The sequence below is a fragment of the Pedobacter sp. 10L46_2 genome, assembly GCF_056395165.1.
The window spans coordinates 28,972-51,647 of sequence record NZ_JBFTIZ010000001.1 but is presented as its reverse complement, the minus strand read 5'-3'; the positions used below and the strand labels follow the sequence as shown (position 1 = coordinate 51,647).

Annotated in this window: 24 protein-coding genes; 15 read left to right on the top strand and 9 right to left on the bottom strand. The window is 38.8% G+C overall.

Annotation, left to right across the window (positions count from 1 at the left end; translation table 11 throughout):
- Nucleotide 1 precedes the first annotated feature (1 nt).
- The gene (locus tag AC1DDX_RS00225) at nt 2-328 is read left to right on the top strand and encodes a nucleotide pyrophosphohydrolase (RefSeq protein WP_048903643.1); all 327 of its coding nucleotides are present in this window, start codon (nt 2-4) and stop codon (nt 326-328) included.
- A 52-nt stretch (nt 329-380) separates the two neighbouring features.
- Here AC1DDX_RS00225 and AC1DDX_RS00220 read toward each other — a convergent pair whose 3' ends face one another.
- Both AC1DDX_RS00220 and greA read right to left on the bottom strand, forming a co-directional pair.
- Nucleotides 381-782 carry an HIT family protein gene (locus AC1DDX_RS00220; RefSeq protein WP_172661923.1) on the bottom strand — a complete coding sequence of 134 codons (402 nt, stop codon included), beginning with the start codon at nt 780-782 and terminating at the stop codon, nt 381-383.
- An 11-nt stretch (nt 783-793) separates the two neighbouring features.
- Complete coding sequence (gene greA, locus AC1DDX_RS00215; protein WP_048903641.1) at nt 794-1,267, bottom strand: transcription elongation factor GreA; 474 nt, start codon at nt 1,265-1,267, stop codon at nt 794-796.
- Nucleotides 1,268-1,458: 191 nt separating this feature from the next.
- On the opposite strand from greA, the gene AC1DDX_RS00210 reads away from it, so the two are divergent.
- A complete protein-coding gene (locus AC1DDX_RS00210) occupies nt 1,459-3,336 on the top strand; it encodes a M1 family metallopeptidase (protein ID WP_337717861.1) in 1,878 nt (625 codons plus the stop codon).
- On the opposite strand, the gene AC1DDX_RS00205 is transcribed toward AC1DDX_RS00210, so the two are convergent.
- Nucleotides 3,331-4,257 (bottom strand): 2-hydroxyacid dehydrogenase, encoded by a 927-nt coding sequence (locus tag AC1DDX_RS00205; RefSeq protein ID WP_288882708.1) that lies wholly within the window; start codon nt 4,255-4,257, stop codon nt 3,331-3,333. The genes AC1DDX_RS00210 and AC1DDX_RS00205 overlap by 6 nt on opposite strands.
- A gap of 47 nt (nt 4,258-4,304) precedes the next feature.
- A complete protein-coding gene (rsmA, locus tag AC1DDX_RS00200) occupies nt 4,305-5,087 on the bottom strand; it encodes a 16S rRNA (adenine(1518)-N(6)/adenine(1519)-N(6))-dimethyltransferase RsmA (protein ID WP_172661926.1) in 783 nt (260 codons plus the stop codon).
- A 101-nt stretch (nt 5,088-5,188) separates the two neighbouring features.
- On the opposite strand from rsmA, the gene pdxA reads away from it, so the two are divergent.
- From pdxA to AC1DDX_RS00135, 13 genes are all read left to right on the top strand, one after another.
- Nucleotides 5,189-6,268 carry a 4-hydroxythreonine-4-phosphate dehydrogenase PdxA gene (gene pdxA, locus AC1DDX_RS00195; RefSeq protein WP_172661927.1) on the top strand — a complete coding sequence of 360 codons (1,080 nt, stop codon included), beginning with the start codon at nt 5,189-5,191 and terminating at the stop codon, nt 6,266-6,268.
- 76 nt (nt 6,269-6,344) lie between these two features.
- Nucleotides 6,345-6,881, top strand: a complete 537-nt coding sequence (locus AC1DDX_RS00190) for a YceD family protein (protein WP_172661928.1) — start codon at nt 6,345-6,347, stop codon at nt 6,879-6,881.
- 18 nt (nt 6,882-6,899) lie between these two features.
- Complete coding sequence (rpmF, locus tag AC1DDX_RS00185) at nt 6,900-7,091, top strand: 50S ribosomal protein L32 (RefSeq protein ID WP_048903635.1); 192 nt, start codon at nt 6,900-6,902, stop codon at nt 7,089-7,091.
- Nucleotides 7,092-7,189: 98 nt separating this feature from the next.
- Entirely contained in the window at nt 7,190-8,131 is a 942-nt protein-coding gene (plsX, locus tag AC1DDX_RS00180; RefSeq protein ID WP_048903634.1) for a phosphate acyltransferase PlsX, read from the top strand.
- 9 nt (nt 8,132-8,140) lie between these two features.
- Nucleotides 8,141-9,130, top strand: coding sequence for a beta-ketoacyl-ACP synthase III (locus AC1DDX_RS00175; protein WP_172661929.1), 990 nt, complete (start codon nt 8,141-8,143; stop codon nt 9,128-9,130).
- A 152-nt stretch (nt 9,131-9,282) separates the two neighbouring features.
- The gene (gene accB / locus AC1DDX_RS00170) at nt 9,283-9,759 is read left to right on the top strand and encodes an acetyl-CoA carboxylase biotin carboxyl carrier protein (protein WP_288882712.1); all 477 of its coding nucleotides are present in this window, start codon (nt 9,283-9,285) and stop codon (nt 9,757-9,759) included.
- A 129-nt stretch (nt 9,760-9,888) separates the two neighbouring features.
- Nucleotides 9,889-11,229 (top strand): acetyl-CoA carboxylase biotin carboxylase subunit, encoded by a 1,341-nt coding sequence (accC, locus tag AC1DDX_RS00165; RefSeq protein ID WP_172661931.1) that lies wholly within the window; start codon nt 9,889-9,891, stop codon nt 11,227-11,229.
- Between the two features lie 81 nt (nt 11,230-11,310).
- Complete coding sequence (gene tatC / locus AC1DDX_RS00160; protein WP_172661932.1) at nt 11,311-12,195, top strand: twin-arginine translocase subunit TatC; 885 nt, start codon at nt 11,311-11,313, stop codon at nt 12,193-12,195.
- Nucleotides 12,196-12,251: 56 nt separating this feature from the next.
- Entirely contained in the window at nt 12,252-12,674 is a 423-nt protein-coding gene (gene rpiB, locus AC1DDX_RS00155; RefSeq protein ID WP_216854433.1) for a ribose 5-phosphate isomerase B, read from the top strand.
- 46 nt (nt 12,675-12,720) lie between these two features.
- Nucleotides 12,721-14,319, top strand: a complete 1,599-nt coding sequence (locus AC1DDX_RS00150) for a M28 family peptidase (protein WP_288882713.1) — start codon at nt 12,721-12,723, stop codon at nt 14,317-14,319.
- Between the two features lie 144 nt (nt 14,320-14,463).
- Complete coding sequence (locus tag AC1DDX_RS00145) at nt 14,464-15,852, top strand: LutB/LldF family L-lactate oxidation iron-sulfur protein (RefSeq protein WP_172661935.1); 1,389 nt, start codon at nt 14,464-14,466, stop codon at nt 15,850-15,852.
- Nucleotides 15,853-15,854: 2 nt separating this feature from the next.
- Nucleotides 15,855-17,831 carry an alpha-ketoacid dehydrogenase subunit alpha/beta gene (locus AC1DDX_RS00140; protein WP_288882714.1) on the top strand — a complete coding sequence of 659 codons (1,977 nt, stop codon included), beginning with the start codon at nt 15,855-15,857 and terminating at the stop codon, nt 17,829-17,831.
- Between the two features lie 53 nt (nt 17,832-17,884).
- On the top strand, nt 17,885-18,694 hold the full coding sequence (locus AC1DDX_RS00135; protein WP_288882715.1) for a hypothetical protein: 810 nt from the start codon (nt 17,885-17,887) through the stop codon (nt 18,692-18,694).
- On the opposite strand, the gene AC1DDX_RS00130 is transcribed toward AC1DDX_RS00135, so the two are convergent.
- The 5 genes from AC1DDX_RS00130 to gcvH all read right to left on the bottom strand — a co-directional run bounded on the left by AC1DDX_RS00130 (nt 18,643) and on the right by gcvH (nt 22,636).
- A complete protein-coding gene (locus AC1DDX_RS00130) occupies nt 18,643-19,227 on the bottom strand; it encodes a SprT-like domain-containing protein (protein WP_172662414.1) in 585 nt (194 codons plus the stop codon). The genes AC1DDX_RS00135 and AC1DDX_RS00130 overlap by 52 nt on opposite strands.
- A 49-nt stretch (nt 19,228-19,276) precedes the next feature.
- On the bottom strand, nt 19,277-21,391 hold the full coding sequence (feoB, locus tag AC1DDX_RS00125) for a ferrous iron transport protein B (RefSeq protein WP_477621698.1): 2,115 nt from the start codon (nt 21,389-21,391) through the stop codon (nt 19,277-19,279).
- Nucleotides 21,392-21,396: 5 nt separating this feature from the next.
- Nucleotides 21,397-21,612, bottom strand: a complete 216-nt coding sequence (locus AC1DDX_RS00120) for a FeoA family protein (RefSeq protein WP_048903622.1) — start codon at nt 21,610-21,612, stop codon at nt 21,397-21,399.
- Nucleotides 21,613-21,847: 235 nt separating this feature from the next.
- Nucleotides 21,848-22,252 (bottom strand): VanZ family protein, encoded by a 405-nt coding sequence (locus AC1DDX_RS00115; protein WP_172661939.1) that lies wholly within the window; start codon nt 22,250-22,252, stop codon nt 21,848-21,850.
- A 3-nt stretch (nt 22,253-22,255) separates the two neighbouring features.
- Nucleotides 22,256-22,636, bottom strand: a complete 381-nt coding sequence (gene gcvH, locus AC1DDX_RS00110; protein ID WP_288882720.1) for a glycine cleavage system protein GcvH — start codon at nt 22,634-22,636, stop codon at nt 22,256-22,258.
- Between the last annotated feature and the right edge of the window lie 40 nt (nt 22,637-22,676).

Below are 22,676 nucleotides of genomic sequence, written 5' to 3'. Positions count from 1 at the left end.
AATGACAATAGAAGAAGCACAGAAAACTGTAGACCAATGGATTAATACCACAGGCATCAGGTATTTTAATGAATTAACGAATACCGCCATTTTAATGGAAGAGGTGGGTGAGGTAGCCAGAATCATGTCTAGAAAGTATGGCGAGCAATCTTTTAAGAAAAGCGACGAAGCAGTTGATCTGGGTGATGAAATGGCTGATGTGCTTTTTGTATTGATATGTTTGGCCAATCAGACCGGCATTGATTTGACCACTGCCCTGGAGAAGAACCTGGTTAAAAAGAATATTCGCGATGCGGAAAGGCATAAAAACAACGAGAAGTTAAAATAAAAAAAGGCAGCGTTTTTAGACGCTGCCTTTCAGGTATTTCAAAATAATGTCTTTAATCGAGGGTTAGTGCTGCTTTAATTTTAGCTGCCGCTTCTGCCAATTCCTCGTCTGTAGGTTTTAGCTTTTCTTTACTAAAATTCATGTCGTTTACGGCATTCATTGGAATCAGGTGAATATGCACATGTGGTACTTCAAGTCCGATTACTGCCACGCCTACTTTTTTACAGGGAAAAGCTTCCTTTAACCCCTGGGCTACAATTTTTGCGAACAAGGTCAGTCCAAAATAACTTTCGTCATCCATATCAAAGATGTAATCAATTTCCTTTTTTGGAATAACCAGTACATGCCCCATTACTAACGGACTCACGTCTAAAAAGGCAAGGAATTCACTGGTTTCTGCAACTATATGTGCCGGAATATCGCCATTAACAATTTTTGAAAATATGCTTGACATGATTTTGGGTTTTATCTCGTGATTTCCAATATTTCGAATTCAATTTTACCGGCCGGTACTTGAATTTCAGTTTTATCGCCAACTGACTTACCCAATAAACCCTGGGCAATAGGAGATTTTACAGAAATCTTTCCTGTTTTTAAATCTGCCTCCGACTCCGCTACCAATTGATAGCTCATTGTAGCGCCATTTTTAACATTTTTGATCTTTACGATTGATAATGCAAGTACTTTAGAAGTATCCAGTTTCGATTCATCAATTAGCCTTGCTGTTGAAAGTGTTGTTTCAAGCTTAGCTATCTTGGCTTCATGTAAACCTTGGGCTTCTTTTGCTGCATCATATTCCGCGTTCTCAGAAAGGTCACCTTTATCTCTTGCTTCTGCTATTGCTTTAGATATTAACTGCCTTCCGGTAGTTTTTAAATAGTGCACCTCTTCTTTTAGTCTCTCTAAACCATCTTGGGTATAATATGTTACCTCTGTCATAGCTCGTTTATTTTGTTAGTTACTCTAAAAAACAAACAAGACTACATGGGATTCTAAACCTACATAGTCTTGCTTCAATTAAAACGAAGATAATGGGGTAATACCACAAAAACAAATTATTGATCTAAAATGATGCAGTTATGAACAAAATAAGGCTATTTTTATATTTCCATTAAGTTAACAGTTATAGAATGAATACTTTAAAAACCCTATTTCTATTCTTAATCACTTCATTTACAGTTAGTGCACAAGAATTATACACACCCAGAAATATAAAAAATGCATATGATAATGGAACACGTTCATACGATGGGAAACCAGGTAAAAATTACTGGCAAAATCGGGGAAAGTATGACATTCAGGTATCGGTTGACGAAAAAAACAAGATTGTAACTGGAAAAGAAACTATTGTTTACGCAAATAATAGCCCTGATACATTAAAATCAGCCGCAATAAGATTCGTAAACAATATCCACAAACCAGAATCTCCAAGATCTGGTTATGTTGGTGCTGATTTCTTAAGCTCCGGCTTAAAAATCTCCTCATTTACAGTAAATGGCCAGGCCTACCAAGTGAACAGTACCAATTGGGGGACGGTTGCAAGTGTTGCACTTAAGAGCCCACTCCCTTCTGGCCAATCGGCAACCTTTGTGATCGAATGGAACTATCCCTTGTCAAAGCAGAGTGGTCGCGAGGGACAAATCGACAACACTTCTCTTTTTGTGGCCTACGCTTACCCCAGAATATCTGTATATGATGATTACAATGGATGGGATATGATTCCGCATAGCGACAGAACAGAGTTTTATAACGATTTTAACGACTATAAACTTGCTGTTAAAGCGCCAAAAAATTATGTTGTCTGGGCAACAGGTGATCTGTTAAACCCTGATGAAGTTTTGGAAGCTGAATATGCGTCGAGACTTAAAAAGTCTTACACTTCTGACGAGGTGATCCATATTGCTACAGCCGCTGAAATGAAAAAAGGCGGGGTAACAAAACCAAAAGACGACAACATCTGGAAGTTTGAAGCCAACAATATAAGCGATGTTACTTTTTCATTAAGCAGTAGCTATTTATGGGATGCAGGAAGTATTGTAGTTGATAAGAAAACCAATAGAAGGGTTAGTGTTCAGGCGGCTTATAATGAAGCTGCAAATGATTTTTCTCATGCAGTTGAATGGGGCAAGCTTGCACTGGATTGGTTCTCTAACAACTGGCCTGGGGTGCCCTACCCTTTCTCCAAAATGACCGCTTTTCAGGGMTTTGCTGACATGGAATATCCAATGATGGTGAATGACTCCAGCACGCCAGATCTGGAGTTTTCTCAATTCGTACTTAATCATGAAATTGCTCATACATATTTCCCTTTTTACATGGGCACCAATGAAACACGCTATGCATTTATGGATGAAGGTTGGGCCACCACATTAGAATATTTGATAGGGCAACAGCAATTAGGCAAAGAAAAAGCCGCAGAAAATTATAAGAAGTTCAGGGTACAACGTTGGATATCTGACCCTTCAACGGAGCAAGATCAGCCAATTATCTCTATGTCAACCCAGGTATCAGATGCCGGATACGGCAATAATGCATACGGTAAACCTTCATTGGCATATCTGGCTTTAAAAGATTTACTTGGCGACGAAGTATTTGGAAAGGCACTGCATACCTACATGGATCGTTGGAATGGTAAGCACCCCATTCCATGGGATTTCTTTTATTCCTTTAATGACGCCACAAAACAAAATTTAAACTGGTTTTGGAACAATTGGTTTTTTAGTAGCAGCTACATAGACCTTGCTATTGAAAAGGTAATTGTAAAGGGGAACAATTATACGATTTCAGTAAAAAATGCCGGAGGATTTGCAATTCCTTTTGACCTGAAGGTTATTTATAACGACGGCAAGGAACAGCTGATTCACCGAACTCCGGAAACATGGAAAAACAACCGTAAAGAGACATTTTTTGAAATCAGGGCAGATGCCCCCGTACGATCGATCACCTTAGATGGCGGTATTTTTATGGATGCCAAACCAGCTGATAATATTTGGCTAAAGAAATTATAAGTTGCGTAACTTCTCTGCCAGAACTTCTGAAATCTTGCGATAAGAGTCGAAGGTCCAGCCCCCAACATGTGGTGTTAATATCACCTTGTCGGATTTAGCCAGCTCCTGGTACCAGTTCTGAGTTCCCAAAGCAGGAAATTTCTCTACCTCTAGTACGTCGAGCCCTGCGCCGAGTATTTTATTTGCAGCTATTGCATTTAAGACTGCCTTTGTATTTACTACCTCGCCCCTTGCGGTATTGATAAAAAATATTGGCTTGCGGAAGTGAAACAGATACTCCTCATCTACCATTTGCCTGGTTTCAGATGTAAGCGGAATATGTAGGCTCAGCACATCGCTTTGCTTTACAATCTCTTCCATGCTTACTTCTTTAGCGTAAGCATCGGTAAAGCCTGTTTTATATTTATCATATGCAATAACGTTAACTTCAAAACCTGCTAATTTTTTCGCAAAGCTTTTACCCATAAAGCCATAGCCTATTATCCCTACGGTTTTACCTTTAAGCTCAAATCCACGACTACCCTCTCTGTCCCAAACACCATTTCGTACTTCAATGTCTGCCCTGCGGAAGTTATTCATAAGTGCAAGCAGCAAACCTGTAGCATGCTCTCCAACAGCATCCATGTTTCCTTCGGGAGCATTTAGCAGCTCAATATTTTTTTCCTTGGCAAACGCTTCATCTATGTTATCTAATCCCGCTCCTGCCCTTGCAACAAATTTTAACTTAACGCCCGCGCTTAAAAGTTCTTTATCAATCAAAAATTTTGTTCGAACAGCTATTCCTTCATACTCAGCAATTACAGCAAGCGTTTCGGCTCTTGTAATTAACGGTTGATCGTTTACTTCGTATCCCAGTGCAATGGCACTTTCTTTAAATGCCGGATGCAGATCGTCTACTATTAATATTTTCCCTTTGGTCATTATTAGAATTCTATTTATGCAAAAATACAGGGTTTAGTGATTTGATTTTACTGAGATAGCTGTGCTAAATGCTGTGTTAGCGCTATAAAATCTGCAACGCTTAATTGCTCCGCACGTTTATCAAAAAAGGCATGGTCATCCATTTTATCTTTAGGTACCACCCCGGATAGCGCATTACGCAATGTTTTTCTTCTTTGATTGAAACCCGCTTTTACGGTACGCCAGAAAAGCTTTTCATCACACGGCAGTGTTTCTACATTATTCCGGCTGAGCCTGATCACACCTGAATTTACTTTTGGTGGGGGATTAAATGTACCGGGCTTAACAGAAAACAGGTATTCAATATCGTAATAAGCCTGGATCAACACACTTAAAATGCCGTAGTCTTTAGTTCCTGCCTTAGATGCACAGCGTTCTGCAACTTCTTTCTGAAACATACCAACCATTTCCACAACATGTGTTCTGTTTTCGAGAATCTTGAACAGGATTTGAGAAGAAATATTATAAGGAAAGTTTCCGATGATCGCATACTTGTCAGGAAAAATTTCAGAAAGATTTAATGCCAGGAAATCACCATTTATTAGTCTATCGCCAAGCTGAGGATATTTTTCCTGCAGAAAACGATACGATTCCACATCTATATCAATTAAAAAAGTTTCAAGGTCTGTCCGTTCCAGTAAAATATCTGATAAGATTCCCATGCCCGGGCCTACCTCAAGTACTTGTTTGTATTTATCGGTATGAATAAGGCCGTTTACTATTTTTGCCGCAATGTTTTTATCCGTTAAAAAATGTTGCCCTAAATGCTTTTTTGCCTTTACCAAACTCATATCCTGATCTATTAAAAGGTGCAAAATAAGTAAACTTTTACTAGTATCGGACTAACATTCAGGTGAAATTCTGTAATTTGCGCTAAATTTTCTATTTAGATATGAGCAATAAAATTAAAATCGGTATAAGTATAGGTGACGTAAACGGCATAGGATTAGAGGTTATCCTTAAAACCTTATCTGAAAACCGCATCCTGGACTATTGTACGCCAATTGTTTATGGCCATACTAAAGTTGCTTCTTATCACCGTAAGGCATTAGGCATGAATGATCTTGTTTTTAATGTGATCAATAACGCTGATGCAGCTAATCCTAAAAAAGCAAACCTGATCAATTGCTGGGAAGAAGATGTTAAAATAGACTTAGGAGTTTCTAACGAAATTGGCGGTAAATATGCCCTTTTATCGTTAGAGAAAGCCACAGACGACCTCATTAATGGCAATATTGATGCATTGGTAACTGCTCCTATTAATAAACACAATATCCAATCTGATACTTTTAATTTCCCTGGACATACAGAGTACTTGCAACAACGCAGCGGTAGTGATGATGTGCTGATGTTTTTAATAAGCGAGGACATTCGTGTAGGTGTGGTAACCGGACATATTCCTATTACAGAGGTATCTGCAAGTATTACTAAAGACAAAATTGTAAAGAAACTGGTAATGATGAATGAAAGTCTTAAGAAAGACTTTTGGATAGAAAAACCAAAAATTGCAGTTCTGGGTCTTAATCCTCACGCTGGCGACAATGGTTTATTAGGAAAAGAAGAGGCCGATATTATTACACCTGCTATTCAGGAAGCTTTCGACAAAGGAGTAATTTGCTTTGGCCCTTACCCTGCCGATGGCTTTTTTGGTAATGGTGGGTATAAGCAATTCGACGCTGTACTGGCCATGTACCATGACCAGGGCCTTATCCCTTTTAAAACAATTGCTTTTAGCACAGGTGTTAATTATAGTGCTGGATTGAAGATTGTACGCACTTCACCAGACCACGGTACAGGATACGATATAGCAGGAAAGAATGTTGCAGATCCGACTTCGTTTATAGAAGCCGTTTTTGCCGCTACTCACATTGTGAAAAACCGCAGAGAACAAGAAGAATTATTAAAAAATCAACTGCGCAGTGGTGGAAAAATTATTGAAACTGCGGCAGACATGAAGGATGACGCAAATTAAGAGTATTTTATTTTTCAATAACATTTTAGAAATGTCAAATTAATTCTTACATTTGCGGGCTAAAATTTTGTTACAATTGAAACCATTAAAACAATTTTCAATCCCATTTACCGGCTTAAAAATTGGCAAACATCAGTTTGATTTTGAGATTGATAACAGCTTTTTTGATGCTTTTGAATACTCTTTAGTAAAAAAAGGTGATTTAAAAGCTAGCGTTGAATTAGACAAACAAGAAACAATGCTGATTTTGCAGTTCCATATTGAAGGAACTATAATTTTAGATTGCGACAAATGTTTAGCCGAGTTTGGAGCACCAATAAGCGTACAGGAAAGGCAGATTGTAAAATTTGCTGAAGATGAGTTAGAGAGTGATGATCTGGAGATCATTGTTCTTAGTAAAAAAGAAAGTGAGATCGATGTATCAGAACTTATTTATGAATTCATCACAGTATCTGTACCATATATAAAAATATGCGAGCAAAATGGCGAAGGCCAGCAATGCGACCAGGAAATGATAGCAAGACTGGAAAGTCTTTCTATCGGATCACAAAAAGAAGAAGAAGAACAACAAGATGATGACCCACGTTGGGCAGCATTAAAAAAATTAAAATAATAATTAAATAAATCAGCAATGGCACATCCAAAACGCAAGATTTCTAAAAGTAGAAGAGATAAAAGAAGAACCCACTATAAAGCAGAAGCTCCTTCTTTAGCTACTTGTCAAACAACAGGTGCAATCCACACACCTCACCGCGCTTACAACGTTGATGGTAACTTGTACTACAACGGTAAATTGGTTATTGAAAACACCTCAATAGGTTAATTTTCTGAAAAATAGTTTGTGTTTTAAGTCTTTGAAAGTTTAACTTAGAGACTGGAAACAAGGGTGATTTTACCTTATACACAAACTGATTTTTTACTATGAAAATAGGTCTCGATATAATGGGCGGAGACTATGCTCCTAAAGCAAATGTTTTAGGAGCAATAGCAGCCCATCCATTGTTATCTCCAGATGAGCAGATAGTGCTTATTGGAGATACGAAGCAGATTAAACCTTTACTCTCCGAAAACGGATTTGATCCGGATCTCTTTGAATATGTTCATACCGAGGAGGTAATAGGTATGGGTGAACATCCCACTAAGGCTATCGTTCAGAAGCCTAATTCCAGTATTTCTATAGGTTTCAATTTACTTAAAGAAGGTAAACTTGATTCATTTGCAAGCGCCGGTAATTCGGGAGCCATGCTTGTTGGTGCCGTTTTTAGTGTAAAAACTATTCCCGGAATCATAAGACCATGTCTTTCTACTTTTTTACCAAAGCTTAGCGGTGGCGTAGGTTTAATGGTGGATGTAGGCGCCAATGCAGATTGTAAGCCTGATACTTTATTACAATTTGGTGTTCTTGGAAGCTTGTACGCAGAAAATGTAATGGGTATAAGCAATCCTAAAGTAGCCTTGATGAATATTGGTGAGGAAGATGAAAAAGGAAATATGCTGAGTTTGGCAACATTCCCTTTAATGAAAGATACCAACCTGTTTAACTTTATAGGTAATGTAGAAGGCCGGGATTTATTTAACGATAAGGCCGATGTAATTGTTTGTGATGGCTTTACTGGAAATGTAATGCTTAAACTTGCAGAATCATTCTATGTACTAACATTAAAAAGAGGTTTAAAGGATGAATTCTTTGACCGCTTTAATTACGAGAACTACGGCGGAAGCCCGGTTCTTGGTGTAAATGCTCCGGTTGTTATAGGACATGGAATTTCTAGTCCTACGGCAGTAAAAAATATGATATTACAGTCCAGAGACATGATTACTACAGGCTTGGTAGGCAAGATACAAGCCGCTTTTAATAATTAATATCAAGAAATGAGTAAAATTCATGCTGCGATTACGGCTGTTAATGGCTACGTTCCCGAATACGTGCTTACAAACAAAGAGCTAGAATCGATTGTAGACACTACGGATGAATGGATCACGTCCAGAACAGGCATAAAAGAGCGCAGAATACTAAAAGGTGAAGGTTTAGGCACTTCAGATATGGCAGTTCATGCTGTTAATGGCTTACTTAAAAAACGTGGAATCACTGCTGAAGAGATCGAACTGATCATCTTCTGTACGACTACACCTGATTTACCTTTCCCTGCGTCTGCTAATATACTGGCAGACAAAATTGGAGCAAAAAATGCATGGGGTTACGACCTTCAGGCAGCTTGCTCTGGTTTCATTTATGGTGTTTCAACCGGAGCTCAGTTTATTGAATCGGGTAAACACAAAAAGGTTTTAGTAGTTGGAGGCGATAAGATGTCGTCCATCATTAACTACCAGGACCGTACTACCTGCATTATTTTTGGCGATGGTTGTGGCGCCGTACTTTTAGAACCAAACGAAGAAGGATTCGGAGTAATGGACTCTATCCTTAGGAGCGATGGTTCAGGCAGACAATTTTTGCACCAGAAAGCTGGTGGTTCTGCAAGACCGGCATCCCATGAAACAGTTGATAACCATGAACATGCCGTTTATCAGGAGGGGCAGGCTGTTTTCAAATTTGCCGTAACCAATATGGCGGATGTTGCAGCTGAAATTATGGATCGCAATAATCTTACTTCTGAAGATGTAACCTGGTTAGTACCTCATCAGGCCAATAAACGAATTATTGATGCCACAGCTTCAAGAATGGGAGTTGGTTCTGAAAAGGTGATGATCAACATTCAGCGCTATGGTAATACTACTAACGGCACCATCCCCCTATGTTTATGGGAATGGGAAAGTCAATTGAAGAAAGGCGACAACATTATACTTGCAGCCTTTGGCGGTGGTTTTACATGGGGTTCGGTTTACTTAAAATGGGCGTATTAAATTTTTAATCAGAATACAACTTAAAGACTTTTAAGTCGTTATGAGATGCATTTATAGATTTTTTGAATGCAAACTCATGATGATTTTATCATAATTAATCATAACTTAGTTAATTCTAAAAACACATTGTTTTCTTAAAATAACACCAAAAAATGGATATCAAACAAATTCAGGAACTTATTAAATTTGTTTCTCGTTCGGGCGTAAATGAAGTCGCTATTGAGCAAAAAGACTTCAAGATAACTATTAAAACAAATCAGACCCCAACAGTTGTTCATGCTACTGTTCCAGCTCCTGTTGTTACGTCTGCAATCCCTGCAGCCGCAGCGCCACAACCGGTGTCAGCTACAGAAACTAAAGCAGCTCCTGCAACTGAGGACACTTCAAAATACATTACCATTAAATCTCCAATGATCGGAACATTTTATCGCTCAGCCGGTCCTGATAAGCCACTATTTGTAAACGTTGGTGACGAGGTTTCTACTGGTAAAGTAATCTGCATTATTGAAGCAATGAAATTGTTCAATGAAATAGAAAGTGAAGTTTCTGGAAGAATCGTAAAAGTACTTGTTGATAATGCATCACCAGTAGAATATGATCAGCCATTGTTTTTAGTAGAACCAATTTAATCCGTCAGGCTGAATTTCGGTATCTCCATATTCAAAATAGATCCTGAAATAAACTGCGTAGCATTCTTGAAGACAAAAAATCAATAAATACTACTCCTGAAATTTCAGGATGACGAAAAGGAAAAATATATGTTTAAGAAAATATTAATTGCCAACAGGGGCGAAATCGCATTGCGAATTATTCGCACCTGTAAAGAAATGGGCATTAAAACGGTAGCTGTTTACTCTACTGCTGACAGGGAAAGCTTACATGTACGCTTTGCTGATGAAGCTGTTTGTATAGGGCCGCCACCAAGTAAAGATTCTTACCTGAGTATTCCTAACATTATATCTGCTGCTGAATTAACAAATGCAGATGCAATTCACCCAGGTTACGGATTTCTATCTGAGAATGCTAAATTCTCTTCCGTTTGCCGTGATTACGGTATTAAATTTATTGGAGCAACACCTGAACAAATCAACTCTATGGGCGACAAAGCGTCGGCTAAAGAGACCATGAAAAAAGCAGGCGTTCCTACTATTCCCGGATCTGAAGGTTTACTTGAAAGTGTTAAAGAAGGTATAAAAATTGCCAACGGCATGGGTTATCCGGTTATCCTGAAAGCAACTGCCGGTGGTGGTGGTCGTGGAATGCGCGTGGTATGGAAAGATGAAGAGTTCGAAAATGCATGGGATAGCGCCAGACAAGAATCGGGTGCTGCTTTTGGAAACGATGGATTATATTTAGAAAAATACATCGAAGACCCACGTCATATCGAGATCCAGATCATTGGTGATCAGTATGGCAAAGCTTGCCATTTATCTGAACGCGATTGTTCAATACAACGTCGTCACCAGAAACTTGTTGAAGAAGCCCCATCTCCTTTCATGACTCCTGAGTTAAGAGAGAAAATGGGCGAAGCTGCTATCAAAGGGGCAATCGCTGTTCAATACGAAGGTGCCGGTACAATTGAATTCCTGGTTGACAAACACCGCAACTTCTATTTTATGGAGATGAATACCCGTATTCAGGTTGAGCATCCGGTAACTGAAGAAGTAATCAACTACGATTTGATCAAAGAACAAATTAAAGTGGCTTCAGGTGTTCCTATTTCTGGCAAAAACTATATGCCTGATATGCACGCAATTGAATGCAGGATTAATGCGGAAGATCCTTTTAACAACTTCAGACCTTGTCCAGGTAAAATAACCAACTTCCACTCTCCCGGAGGTCATGGTGTAAGGGTTGATACGCATGTTTATGCTGGTTATCAAATTCCTTCTAACTACGACTCTATGATTGCTAAATTAATTTGTGTTGCACAAACACGTGAGGAAGCAATTAGTACGATGGAGCGTGCATTAAGTGAGTTTGTAATTGAAGGTGTAAAAACTACGATACCTTTTCACTTAAAATTGATGAAAGATCCTAACTTTAGAGCTGGTAATTTTACCACGAAGTTTATGGAAACCTTCGAATTTTCAGAATAGAAAAAACTATTTATAAGATTTAAAACGTAAATACCATTCTGAATAAAATAGAATGGTATTTTTGTTTTACAAATAACGTACATGAGTGATACTAAAAAAAGGGACCTTATTGGTGCTATAAAAGAAAAAGGGAAAACATTAGAAGCGGAAATGTCTTTCTTTGACCACATTGACGTACTTAGAAAGCATTTATTGCGCGCATTAGCCATTGTTCTGGTACTTACCATTGGGGCATTTTACTATACTGATTTTATTTTCAACACGATCATTATGGGCCCAAAAAACCCCAGCTTTTGGACCTATCGTATGATGTGTAAGCTGGTAGAGCGCTTTCCTTCTATAGGTCCGGAGTTCTGTATTACAAAAATTGATGCAAAAATCATCAATACAGAGATGGCCGGACAGTTCACACTCCAGCTGAATTCATGTGTAATGGTAGGTATCATATTGGGTATCCCCTATCTCCTGTTTGAACTTTGGTTATTTGTAAAACCAGCACTGCACGAGAACGAAAGAAAATCTGCAAGTGGCTTTGTAGCTTTTGCTTCATTCCTGTTTTTCTTAGGTATACTATTTGGGTATTACATCATCTGCCCTTTATCCATCAACTTCCTAACTAATTTTACAGTAAGTCCTGAGATTCAAAATACCTTTACAATTGACTCTTATCTTTCGTCAGTAATGACCTTAACGCTTGGTTCCGGAGTAATTTTCCAGTTACCGGTCATCATCTATATCTTATCAAAATTAGGTATAATGACTCCGGCATTTATGCGGGCAAGCAGAAGATACTCAACTGTTCTTATTTTAATAATAGCAGCTGTAGTTACACCAACTGCCGATCCATACACAATGCTAATTGTAGCACTGCCATTATTCTTGCTTTATGAATTGAGTATCTTTATATCTGCAAATATAGAGAAGAAAAGAAATAAAGATATTTATGGTGTGGCCAAGGTAAAATAGGCTTAGTACAATATTTAATTAAATAACAAAGTTTTAAAATGTCAATAGATAAAAAAATGAAAATTGCAATAGGCGCAGATCACGCAGGTTTTGAATATAAAGAGCTATTAAAATCCTACCTAACTGATTATGAAGTTAAAGACTTTGGAACTTATTCAAGCCAATCTGTTGATTACCCTGATTTTGCACACCCTGTAGCATCAGCAGTCGAAAGTGGCGAGTATACCTTTGGCATTTTAGTATGCGGAAGCGCAAATGGTGTGGCAATTACTGCAAACAAGCATCAGCAAATAAGAGCAGCGATTTGCTGGCTCAATGAACTTGCCGCTCTTGCAAGACAACACAACAATGCAAATGTTTTGTGCATTCCTGCCAGATTTGTTTCAGAAGATCTTGCAAAAGAAATGGCAACAACCTTCATCAAYACACCTTTTGAAGGCGGCAGGCATGGTGTAAGGGTTGGAAAAATGTCCTGCTAAAAACCAATCGAAATAAAGAGAACCTAAGAAATTTAATCCGGCCGAGATGAAAAAGCAGCTTTTATATTCAAGTTTTTTATTACTTATTGGCTGTACTGCAGTGGCACAAAATAAAGATGCCATAAAATTCAGTCAGACCATCAATAAAGATAATGCTTCCAAACATCTGTCAATATTGGCATCCGATGAATACGAAGGTAGAGAAACTGGGAAAAAAGGTGGTTGGATGGCGGCCGAATACATTAAAAACCACTTTAAAACCATTGGTTTAAAAGGTCCTGTATCCGGAGATTACTTTCAGCCAGTTGACATAGTTTCGTTTGGTCTTTCACAAATAGTAACAGTAGATGGTCAACCGGCCGAACCTTTAACTGATTTTTTCATTATGCCCAAAACCGTTTCGACCAAAGGTTTTGCTTTTAATGCCAACAGCATATTATTTGCCGGCTATGGGCTAACAAAAGATGATTACAACGATTATGCTGGCCAAACAGTAGCCGGAAAGGTAGTAATGATCTTTAAATCAGGAGAACCCGGATCTCCCGCCCCTACTGCATCTATAAGAAATTCCAGCGCTTTAAATGCCAAACTTAAATATCTGACAGCGCAAAAGGCACAGGCAGTTCTGCTTATTGACCCTATTGTTGATAATATGCCTGACAATTTAAAAGGCTATCTCCAATCGGAAGAAATGGCATTAAAGAATAAGGAAACGATGGACCGTCAGGATGTTCCTCAAACTATGCCTGTTATCACAATAGGGACTTCACTTGCAAATAAAATTCTTGCCGGAGCCAGCACAAACATCGACGCACTTAAAAAGAAAATAACTGACAGTGGAAAACCTTCTCCACAAGAGATTAAAATAAGCGTGTGCGCAAGCGCAAGCAAGGTCGAGAAAAAAGTTAAATCTGAGAATGTTTTAGGTTTTTTGCCGGGTTCAGATCCCAAACTAAAGCGCGAAGTATTGATAATCACAGCCCACTACGATCACATTGGTATTACACCTGATGCCAAAGGCGATGATAAAATCAACAATGGTGCAGATGATGATGGATCTGGTACAACGGGTGTGTTGTTAATTGCCGAAGCATTTGCTAAAGCAAAGAAAGCAGGCAAAGGCCCTAAAAGAAGTATTTTATTTATGACTGTTACAGGTGAAGAAAAGGGATTACTTGGATCTGAATGGTACTCAGAAAATCCTGTCTTTCCTTTAGAAAACACCATTACAAACTTAAACATCGATATGATTGGCCGTGGCGACAAGGCACACGAAAGTGATAACAACTTCGTTTACATTATTGGTTCAGACATGCTAAGCTCAGATTTGGACAGAATTGGTAAAAAAGCCAACAAAACTTATGTGAATATCAATCTCGATGAAAAATATAATAACCGCACAGACCCTAATCAGTTCTATTATCGTTCTGATCATTATAATTTTGCCAAACATGGCATTCCGGTAATTTTCTATTTTAATGGTGTACATGATGATTACCACATGCCCGGAGATGAGGTAAGCAAGATAGATTTTCCTATGCTTGCCAAAAGAGCCAAATTGGTTTACTTTACAGCCTGGGAACTAGCCAATGGATTAAAGCGCCCGGTGGTTAATAAAAATGACGACGGCACGCCAAAGATGTAATAGTCAAATTACTTTTTTTCATGAATACTTGCATAGTTTTATCTAAGTTTGAAACTAACAAGATTCAAAACCAGGGGAAATGGTTTAAAGCCTTAAAAAGCTATATCTGAGAATTGAATAGGTAAATAAAAACAGGTGAAAACGATGGATATATCAGAGGAATTTTTGGAGAAGGCAGATGAGAAGGCCTTCGATTTAGGACATCGCAACACTATCAATCATAACATAGGCAAATATAATCTTGCTGTTGAACGCGGATTATCCAAGTTTGAAAATTTAGAGAACTCCAAAAGAAAAGCACACGTTATTAAGTGGCGCGTTATGGAGAACCTGGATAAGTTTTTACCAGAGTTCGAATCCAATTTCCAACGTAGAGGCGGTAAAGTAATTTGGGCAAACGACACCAATGAAGCCCAAAAAGAAATTCTGAATATCATTAAAAAGAATGGTGGAAAGACAGTAATTAAGTCGAAATCCATGACTACAGAAGAGATTCATTTAAATGATTTTCTTGAAAAAAATGATATTGAATCCCTAGAAAGTGATCTGGGCGAATATATAGTACAACTACTGGGGCAACCCCCATATCATATTGTGACGCCTGCAATGCATTTAAGCAAAGAGGATATTGCTAAATTATTTCATGAAAAATTTGGTACCCCTCTCGATTATACCCCTCAACAGCTTACCCAAAAGGCTCGTGAGCTTTTAAGAGATAAATACCTGAAAGCGGATATTGGGATTAGCGGGGGAAATTTTCTAATAGCCGACACAGGAAGCATTGCTTTAACTGAAAATGAGGGTAATGCAAGGCTATGTACAACTTTCCCTAAAATACACATTGCTATTGTGGGTATCGAGAAGATCATTCCTTCTATGGCAGATCTTGATCTTTTCTGGCCGCTTTTGGCTAGTCATGGTACGGGACAAAACCTAACCGTTTACAATACGATTCTAAGCGGTCCCAGAAGAGGTGAAGAAACTGATGGTCCGGAAGAAATGTACGTAATCTTACTTGATAACGGACGGACCAATTTACTTGCTCAAAAAGAACAGCGTCAGGGCTTATACTGCATTCGTTGCGGTGCTTGTCTCAACGCTTGCCCTGTTTATAAAAATATTGGCGGACATACTTATAATACTACTTACAGTGGCCCTATTGGCTCTATTATTACCCCGCATCTTAAAGGCATGAAAGATTTCAAGCATTTAAGCTACGCATCAAGCCTGTGCGGAAAATGCTCAGAAGTTTGTCCGGTTAAAATAGACATTCATAAAATGTTGTTGCTGAACAGACGAGACGCTGCTGCTAACCACGACAATAGTAAGGCCGAGGAAGTAGGCTGGAAAATCTGGAACGTAGGCATGTTAAAAAGATCAAGAATGGATTTCCTGAGTGGAAAAATCAAGAACTTCTTCCTTAAAAATCTATTTAGAAAAATATGGGGTAAATACCGTTCCATGCCGGTAATATCACCAAAGTCTTTTGCCAAGCAATGGGAAGAAAAAAATAAGGAATCTAAAAACCTATAAGCATGACCTTCGACCGAAAAGACAAAAGTGACAGCGCATTATTGAATTTCTATAAGCGCCTACTTTATCCAAGAATGGTCGAAGAGAAAATGCTAATCCTACTGCGCCAGGGTCGCATAGGCAAATGGTTTTCAGGAATTGGTCAGGAAGCTATTGCCGTAGGCAGTACTATGGCAATGGAAGCTCAGGAATATATCCTGCCGATGCACCGCAACCTTGGTGTATTTACAACCCGTGATATTCCTTTAAGAAAGCTAATGGCCCAATGGCAAGGCAAAATTACAGGCTTTACTAAAGGGAGAGATCGTTCCTTTCATTTTGGGACTCAGGATTATAAAATTATTGGGATGATATCCCACCTTGGCCCTCAAATGGCACTGGCTGATGGGATTGCACTTGCGGATTTAATTGAACATAAAGAGAAGGCGACTTTAGTGTTTACCGGCGAAGGGGCAACAAGCGAAGGTGATTTTCATGAAGCACTAAACGTTGCAGCGGTGTGGAACTTACCTGTGATCTTTCTTATAGAAAACAATGGCTATGGGCTCTCCACGCCTATAAATGAGCAATTCAAATGCAAAAACCTTGCAGATAAAGCTATTGGATATGGAATTGAGGGAATTCAGGTAGATGGCAACAATATCCTGGAGGTATATGATACGCTGAACTCGATAGCTACTTCTATCCGGAAATACCCAAGACCAGTCCTAATTGAATGCCTTACATTCAGAATGAGAGGACATGAAGAAGCTTCGGGAACTAAGTATATTCCGCAGGAGCTATTCGATAAATGGGCTGCAAAAGATCCCCTCAAAAACTTTGAACAGTACTTACTTGAACAAAATATTCTTACAGAGCGCTTAGTTCAGGAAATAAGCGCCTCATTCAAAACAGATATTGACCAGGAGATAGAAATTGCTTTTCGCGACCAGGAGCCCACTGTCGACATACAAACAGAACTTGACGACATGTTTTCGCCGTATTTGTTTGAAGCTACTGAACCAACCGGATCACCAAGAGAGATACGCTATTTAGATGCCATCACAGATGGACTGAGAACAGGCATGACAAAACATGAGAACCTTGTTTTGATGGGGCAGGATATTGCTGAATATGGTGGGGCTTTTAAGATTACTGATGGTTTTGTAAAGGAATTTGGAAAAGCAAGGGTTAGAAATACGCCCATCTGCGAGTCTGCTATTGTTGGCGCTGGTTTAGGGCTTTCAATAAATGGATATAAAGCTGTAGTAGAAATGCAATTTGCAGATTTTGTTACCTGCGGTTTCAATCAAATTGTCAATAACCTTGCAAAAACCCATTACCGATGGGGAGAAAAAGCTGATGTTGTGGTGCGCATGCCTACAGGAGCAGGAACTGGAGCCGGCCCTTTTCACTCTCAAAGCAATGAAGCATGGTTTACCAAAACCCCCGGACTAAAAGTTGTTTATCCGGCTTTCCCTTATGATGCCAAAGGATTGCTACTTTCCGCTATAGACGATCCGAATCCTGTAATGTATTTCGAGCATAAATATCTTTATCGTAGTTTGAGTGGCAATGTACCATCCGGATATTATAACATAGAGATTGGAAAGGCCAGTATTTTAAAACATGGAACACAACTAACTATCATAACTTATGGATTAGGGGTTCACTGGGCACTCTCTTATCTGGATGAAAATCCTGAGATTTCAGCCACTCTAGTCGACTTACGAAGTTTGCAGCCATGGGATAAAGAAACTGTTGCCACAGCAGTTAAAACAACAGGCAGAGCCCTGATCTTACATGAAGATACGTTAACCTGTGGCTTTGGCGCCGAGTTGGCTGCATGGATCTCTGAACATTGCTTTAAATACCTCGATGCTCCGGTTATGCGTTGCGCAAGTGCCGACACGGCCATACCAATGAGCAAAACGCTTGAAGATAGTTTCCTGGCAAAAAGCAGCCTCCCGGATACCGTGAAACGCCTGTTGGCTTACTAGTTTAACTTGGCATGATAATAGCCTGTTAGTTAAACACAAGCTAAGTTCATCGTATGAAATCATTATCTCTATTTTCCTTGCTCGCTATAACTGTTGTGAGTTGTAATCAGGGTCCTAAGCATCCTCAAGCCGATCTTGTTAATGCGCGTATTGGCACTCCAATGACAGAGGCTTCGATATTGCTTTATGCAGATTCCATTGATGCAACCCTCAATACTTATGAAAAGAATATCAGTCTGGTTTATCAACTGGGGCAGGCAACGATGCGTGTAGAAAAATACAGTTGGAATGGCAAACCGGTATTGTTTTCTCAGTACGAAAATGATGAAGGAATAAGCAATGAGATAAAAAAATACTATTTTAAAAATGATAGCCTGATTTTGTTGAGGGAGGGAGCCAAAATAACCAAACAGGGAACAGATGTTTTTGAGGATCATCGCACCTATCTTAGAAATAATATCCCCTTTAAAGAAGAATTCCGCAGTTCAGCCACCCTCACATCGCTTAAAGCCGAGCCTTTCCAGATCAGAAAGAAAACAGCTTCCGATCAGACAAAAGAATACAATGAAGACATAAAGTTATTAAACGACGCAGTTAACGGCGCTGATAAATTTGATTTGGTTTTCGATAATGTTATATCTGCTCCGGATGAAAGGTATATTCTCTTAAAAAGTAAAATCGCCGGCGGCTATACCGCAAGCATTTTAATAAAGGATACGGACAGCTATGTGGATAGTCTGTTAAAAGACCCTTCAATTTATAAGGACAAAAAATTGAATATAAAATGGGAAGTAAGAGACAAAGAAGCCGTTTATGTACCCGTAGCGGGCAGTGTTACCTCCGCTAACGGATTAAAAAGATAAGTATTCCCGTTATCAAGACAAACACAACGATATCTTTTTCTCAGTCGCTCTCCTTTTTTAAATTGTCTTCCGTCTTTTATGCTAAATACGGTGTTTATAGGAAGCTCTTCCAGGCGGGAAACATTTAACAGCAGATCATATTTTTTCAAAGCTCTTGACAACTTCAAATCAGTACAGCTGGCGGCAGATGGGTTATTTAAATAGCTTACAATTGCAGATTGTACGTCCTCAGGAAAAATATTCTGTTCAATAAAAGGTACCATCATGCGCTTAAAATTCCGTTTCCATTCATCACCATGAGGTTTTACTTTATTTTTGTGGTCGTTCCAGGTTAGCAGATGAGCAAATTCATGAACAGTGGTTACAAGAAAAGCGTAAGCATTAAGGTCATTATTGACCGAAATCTTATGCCCGGCACCCTTAAATGGATGTCTGTAATCACCAAGCTTTGTTGCTCTGTTCTTAGAAATCTTAAATTCACATTGAAAATAATCTATCCACCGGGCTATAATTGGAGCCGCGGCAACAGGCATGTATTGTGCTAAGATATTCTCCTTTTTCACAAAGGCCAAGATAATTAAATTACTTTAAAAGTTGATAGGCGATCAGACTCGCTACATATGCCATTCCGGTCATATACACAATTTGAATAATAGGCCATTTCCAGGATTTGGTTTCTCTGAATACCACTGCCACAGTACTCATACACTGCATTGCAAAAGCATAAAATAACATCAGGGAAAATGCCGTGGCAAATGTGAATACAGGCAGGCCGGTATCCGGATCCCGCGCCCCGCGCATTTTATTGCGGATGGTAGCAACCTCCCCATCATTATCCACACTATAAATAGTAGCCATTGTACCTACAAAAGCTTCTCTGGCAGCAAAAGAGGTAATTAAAGCAATACCTATTTTCCAGTCGAATCCTAAGGGTTTAATAGCAGGTTCTATCACATGCCCTAAAATACCCGCATAAGAGTTTTCAAGCTTCTCTGCGGCCCTATCTCTTTCCAATGTGCTAATTTGCACACTATCTTTTTGGGCTTCTATAGCTGCATATTTATCATCAATTTCTTTAAACCTTTCAGATGGGCCGTACGTTGCCAATACCCAAAGGATAATAGAGATGGCAATAATCACCTTACCTGCTTCAAATACAAACGTCTTTGATTTCTCATACATGGTATAAATCACATTTGTCCATCTCGGCATTCTATACACAGGCAGCTCCATAATGAAATATGATTTCTCTTTCGCCTTTATCAGGAACTTCATCACAAAAGCTACCACGACTGCTGCCAAAATACTAATAACGTACATCCCCATAAGGGTTAAGCCTTGCAAATTGATAAAGCCCCATACCATCTTTTYTGGCACAACCAATGAGATCAATAAAGTATAAACAGGTAATCTGGCAGAGCAGCTTACCAAAGGAGCAACCATAATAGTGATGATACGATCCTTCCAGCTTTCAATATTCCTTGCACTCATGATTGATGGAACGGCACATGCCAAACTTCCAATCATAGGTACTACAGATTTACCGCTAAGCCCAAACTTTCGCATGATCTTATCCATCATAAAGGTAACTCGAGCCATATAGCCGGTATCCTCCAGTATAGATATAAAAGCAAACAGGATCGCTATTTGAGGAATAAATATCACTACACCACCTAAACCAGCCAATACACCATCTAAAAGAAGATTGGTTAAAATACCATCTGGCAGATGCTGGTGTCCGTATTCAGTAAGCCACACAAAAGCATATTCAATTAGCTCCATTGGATAAGACGACCAGGAGAAAATAGAATTAAAAATAAAAAATAGAATCCCAATGAAGATCAGAAAGCCCCAAAATTTATTGGTAAGTACCGAATCCAGTTTATCACTAAAAACAAACTTTCTTGCCGCTCCGGTATCTTCTACCACCCCACTTAAAATGGTGCTTAAATACCTGTAGCGGGCAATGGTTTCAGCTGCTTGTAACTTAGAAGATTCAAAGGTATGCTCAGCTTTTATCCGCTCAAAGGCTTCATGATCCTGAAGGGAAAATGTATTAAGATGCTCGTGCTGATGCAGTATTTGTAAGGACAGGTAATTATTTTCTGTTTTGATGCGCTGCTTAACCAAATTAATAGCCTCTGGCGCCAATACATGCATATCCGCTCCCGCTACCTGGGTAGCAATTTTTGTAGTATTATCAATAGCTTCCTTTAGCTCAGTTAAGCCCGAATTGCTCCTTGCAGAAATTGCTACTACTTGTATCCCCAGCCGTTCAGAAAGTTTATTGATGTTGATATCAATTCCTTCTTTTTTGGCCATATCGGTCATATTAAGTGCCAGAACCATTGGAACACCCAAATCGGCCACCTGCGAATAAAGCAATAAATTTCTTCGAAGGTTTGTTGCGTCTGCTACCAGCACAACAATATCAGGATGACTTGAATTATTTTTATCAGCCAACACCTGAAATACGATGCTTTCGTCTTTGCTTTTTGGATACAGGCTATACGTACCAGGTAAATCAATTATTTCAGCCTGTTTATTATCGGCTAGTTTGCAATAGCCTACTTTCTTGTCAACAGTTATACCCGGAAAATTTCCAATCTTTTGATTTAATCCTGTAAGCAGGTTAAAAAGTGTAGATTTCCCAGTGTTGGGGTTACCAACTAAAGCAATTTTAATATCTTTTGCCAAAATTATTATTGAATTATAATAATAGACGCTTCGTTTTTACGCAAACAAAGTTGATATCCTGCAACGCGAATAGCTATTGGGTCACCAAGTGGCGCAAAACGTTCTACTTCTACTGTTTCACCAGGCAAGCATCCCATTTCCATTAATTTTACAGACATTTCAAGATCTGTAAACGCTACGATAGTACCTTGTTCTCCTGGATTTAACTGTGAAAGTTTCATCTATGTATAAGTGTTATTTTGAGGCGCAATTTAGACTTAATTTATAATAAATCCAAATAAGCAGGGATTTATATATAGTCATAAAAAAGCCCTTTAATAAATAAGGGGCTACTTGTTAAATTGATACAATTACTTACTTGGATAGCTGGAATAGCTAACTTTTGGGCATTTACAACCTGGTTTAAAAATGCTGCAGCTGCTAATTAATCCTACAAACATTAACAGCATCAATAAATTAAATCGTCTTTTCATTGTAATTAGATTTGTGTAGTAAGATATAGCTAAAAACGCCCATAAAAACACCTGTCATATCACATCCAAAATCCCACCACTCTGCTGATCTGTAAGTAAAAAACTTCCATTGTAACAATTCAATACCACCTCCAAGTGCTGCTGTAATTACAATGATCTTAAATATGGTCAGAGAGCGGAAGCTATAATTATGCTGATGTTTTATTTTACCATAAAACAACAGAATAGTAAGCACATAAAAGAACCCCAAATGAACCAATTTATCAAAGCCTTCAAAAAAAAAGCCTGATCCACTGGTATCAGGCATTTTCATATTACAAAGCACTAAAATTACAATGGTCCATACAATGGCCCAGACCTGATATTTTAATTCCCCGAATTTATTCATCAATTATGCTCCTACAAGTGCCTTGTAAGCATCCGAGGTTAATAAGCCTTCAACTTCCGAAAGATCAGAAACTGCAACCTTAACCATCCATCCTTGTCCATATGGATCAGAATTTACCAGCTCTGGGTTGTCATTAAGAGCAGCATTAGTTTCTGTCACGGTAGCAGTTACTGGCATAAACAGATCTGAAACTGTTTTAACCGCTTCTACAGTACCAAATACCTCGTCTTTGCTCACTTCGTCACCTACAGTATTTATGTCGATGTACACGATGTCGCCTAGCTCACGCTGGGCAAAATCAGTAATACCGATATAAGCTTCATTACCCTCAATTCTAAGCCATTCGTGGTCTTTAGTGTACTTTAATTCTGATGGAAAATTCATTTCTCTAAATTTATTTTTTCGTAAATCTTTTACCGCTCAA

What these genes read in the sequence shown, in the direction of transcription:
- AC1DDX_RS00225 (WP_048903643.1), top strand. Translation starts at nt 2, where the DNA reads ATGACAATAGAAGAAGCACAGAAAACTGTAGACCAATGGATTAATACC.
- AC1DDX_RS00220 (WP_172661923.1), bottom strand. Translation starts at nt 782, where the DNA reads ATGTCAAGCATATTTTCAAAAATTGTTAATGGCGATATTCCGGCACAT.
- greA (WP_048903641.1), bottom strand. Translation starts at nt 1,267, where the DNA reads ATGACAGAGGTAACATATTATACCCAAGATGGTTTAGAGAGACTAAAA.
- AC1DDX_RS00205 (WP_288882708.1), bottom strand. Translation starts at nt 4,257, where the DNA reads ATGACCAAAGGGAAAATATTAATAGTAGACGATCTGCATCCGGCATTT.
- rsmA (WP_172661926.1), bottom strand. Translation starts at nt 5,087, where the DNA reads ATGAGTTTGGTAAAGGCAAAAAAGCATTTAGGGCAACATTTTTTAACG.
- pdxA (WP_172661927.1), top strand. Translation starts at nt 5,189, where the DNA reads ATGAGCAATAAAATTAAAATCGGTATAAGTATAGGTGACGTAAACGGC.
- rpmF (WP_048903635.1), top strand. Translation starts at nt 6,900, where the DNA reads ATGGCACATCCAAAACGCAAGATTTCTAAAAGTAGAAGAGATAAAAGA.
- plsX (WP_048903634.1), top strand. Translation starts at nt 7,190, where the DNA reads ATGAAAATAGGTCTCGATATAATGGGCGGAGACTATGCTCCTAAAGCA.
- AC1DDX_RS00175 (WP_172661929.1), top strand. Translation starts at nt 8,141, where the DNA reads ATGAGTAAAATTCATGCTGCGATTACGGCTGTTAATGGCTACGTTCCC.
- accB (WP_288882712.1), top strand. Translation starts at nt 9,283, where the DNA reads ATGGATATCAAACAAATTCAGGAACTTATTAAATTTGTTTCTCGTTCG.
- accC (WP_172661931.1), top strand. Translation starts at nt 9,889, where the DNA reads ATGTTTAAGAAAATATTAATTGCCAACAGGGGCGAAATCGCATTGCGA.
- tatC (WP_172661932.1), top strand. Translation starts at nt 11,311, where the DNA reads ATGAGTGATACTAAAAAAAGGGACCTTATTGGTGCTATAAAAGAAAAA.
- AC1DDX_RS00150 (WP_288882713.1), top strand. Translation starts at nt 12,721, where the DNA reads ATGAAAAAGCAGCTTTTATATTCAAGTTTTTTATTACTTATTGGCTGT.
- AC1DDX_RS00145 (WP_172661935.1), top strand. Translation starts at nt 14,464, where the DNA reads ATGGATATATCAGAGGAATTTTTGGAGAAGGCAGATGAGAAGGCCTTC.
- AC1DDX_RS00140 (WP_288882714.1), top strand. Translation starts at nt 15,855, where the DNA reads ATGACCTTCGACCGAAAAGACAAAAGTGACAGCGCATTATTGAATTTC.
- AC1DDX_RS00135 (WP_288882715.1), top strand. Translation starts at nt 17,885, where the DNA reads ATGAAATCATTATCTCTATTTTCCTTGCTCGCTATAACTGTTGTGAGT.
- AC1DDX_RS00130 (WP_172662414.1), bottom strand. Translation starts at nt 19,227, where the DNA reads ATGCCTGTTGCCGCGGCTCCAATTATAGCCCGGTGGATAGATTATTTT.
- AC1DDX_RS00120 (WP_048903622.1), bottom strand. Translation starts at nt 21,612, where the DNA reads ATGAAACTTTCACAGTTAAATCCAGGAGAACAAGGTACTATCGTAGCG.
- AC1DDX_RS00115 (WP_172661939.1), bottom strand. Translation starts at nt 22,252, where the DNA reads ATGAATAAATTCGGGGAATTAAAATATCAGGTCTGGGCCATTGTATGG.
- gcvH (WP_288882720.1), bottom strand. Translation starts at nt 22,636, where the DNA reads ATGAATTTTCCATCAGAATTAAAGTACACTAAAGACCACGAATGGCTT.